Genomic DNA, 2066 nt, shown 5'->3' with positions numbered 1-2066 from the left:
CGAACCGATGACCTCCTGCGTGCAAGGCAGGCGCTCTAGCCAGCTGAGCTAATCCCCCATGTAAATCCTAGTAATTAGAATTCTTCATGTGAATTTAGAATTCTCAGTTCTAGAATTTCCTTTATTTAGTAGTTAGTAGTCTCAGGCAGACTCGAACTGCCGACCTCTACATTATCAGTGTAGCGCTCTAACCAGCTGAGCTATGAGACTCTACTAAATCTTTATTTTAAATTAACAGCAATGAGAATAAACTATCTTTTCATAATAGTTACAATACTTAATTAGTCGTCTTTCTCTAGAAAGGAGGTGTTCCAGCCGCACCTTCCGGTACGGCTACCTTGTTACGACTCAGCCCTAGTTACCGATTTTACCCTAGGCCGCTCCTTACGGTGACGGACTTCAGGCACTCCCAGCTTCCATGGCTTGACGGGCGGTGTGTACAAGGCCCGGGAACGTATTCACCGCATCATGGCTGATATGCGATTACTAGCGATTCCAGCTTCACGGAGTCGAGTTGCAGACTCCGATCCGAACTGTGATAGGGTTTATAGATTCGCTCCTGGTCGCCCAGTGGCTGCTCTCTGTCCCTACCATTGTAGCACGTGTGTAGCCCAGGACGTAAGGGCCGTGATGATTTGACGTCATCCCCACCTTCCTCACAGTTTGCACTGGCAGTCTTGTTAGAGTTCCCGACTTGAATCGCTGGCAACTAACAACAGGGGTTGCGCTCGTTATAGGACTTAACCTGACACCTCACGGCACGAGCTGACGACAACCATGCAGCACCTTGTAAGTAGTCCGAAGAAATAAGTACCTCTACCTAATGCAACTTACATTTAAGCCCTGGTAAGGTTCCTCGCGTATCATCGAATTAAACCACATGCTCCACCGCTTGTGCGGGCCCCCGTCAATTCCTTTGAGTTTCATTCTTGCGAACGTACTCCCCAGGTGGGATACTTATCACTTTCGCTTAGCCACTCAGATAAATCCGAACAGCTAGTATCCATCGTTTACGGCGTAGACTACCGGGGTATCTAATCCCGTTCGCTACCTACGCTTTCGTCCATCAGTGTCAATACATTATTAGTGATCTGCCTTCGCAATTGGTATTCTATGTAATATCTATGCATTTCACCGCTACACTACATATTCTAACCACTTCATAATGATTCAAGATAACCAGTATCAAGGGCAATTTTACAGTTGAGCTGCAAACTTTCACCCCTGACTTAATCATCCACCTACGGACCCTTTAAACCCAATGATTCCGGATAACGCTTGGATCCTCCGTATTACCGCGGCTGCTGGCACGGAGTTAGCCGATCCTTATTCTTACAGTACCGTCAGAGCTCTACACGTAGAGCGGTTTCTTCCTGTATAAAAGCAGTTTACAACCCATAGGGCAGTCATCCTGCACGCGGCATGGCTGGATCAGAGTTCCCTCCATTGTCCAATATTCCTCACTGCTGCCTCCCGTAGGAGTCTGGTCCGTGTCTCAGTACCAGTGTGGGGGATCCCCCTCTCAGGGCCCCTACCTATCGTTGCCTTGGTATGCCGTTACCACACCAACTAGCTAATAGGACGCATAGTCATCTTCTGCCGTAACCTTTAATCGTAAATACCATGCAGCAATACGATACTATACGGCATTAATCCAAATTTCTCTGGGCTATTCCGTAGCAAAAGGTAGATTCTATACGCGTTACGCACCCGTGCGCCGGTCGTCATCAGAAAAGCAAGCTTCTCTATGTTACCCCTCGACTTGCATGTGTTAGGCCTGCCGCTAGCGTTCATCCTGAGCCAGGATCAAACTCTTCATCGTTAAATTTTAATGACATACTTATAGTATATCTTTTAACAACTAATTAGAATCTCTAGTACTCAAAATGGTCTATTCTCTTTGTTGAATTAAATCGTTTCCAATTCAATTCTTACGCTGTCAATTCAATATGTTTATGAACTTATTTCTCTTTTCTTTAACTCGTTTCCTTGTTAAGCGGGTGCAAATGTAAAACCCTTTTCTTTAACTCACAATGTTTTTTTGATATTTTTTTAAAGTTTTTTTT

At 45.3% G+C, this 2066-nt stretch carries 1 tRNA gene and 1 rRNA gene; both read right to left on the bottom strand.

The features are described 5' to 3' along the window. Positions 1-136: 136 nt before the first annotated feature. A tRNA-Ile gene (locus F6U93_RS14410) sits at positions 137-210 on the bottom strand. An 89-nt stretch (positions 211-299) separates the two neighbouring features. Beyond that, a 16S ribosomal RNA gene (locus F6U93_RS14405) occupies positions 300-1822 on the bottom strand. Positions 1823-2066 lie beyond the last annotated feature (244 nt).

The sequence above is a fragment of the Pseudotamlana haliotis genome, from assembly GCF_008806375.1.
Lineage (GTDB): Bacteria > Bacteroidota > Bacteroidia > Flavobacteriales > Flavobacteriaceae > Pseudotamlana > Pseudotamlana haliotis.
The sequence above is the reverse complement of the archived record's forward strand: the minus strand, read 5'-3'. Positions and strand labels throughout refer to the sequence as shown.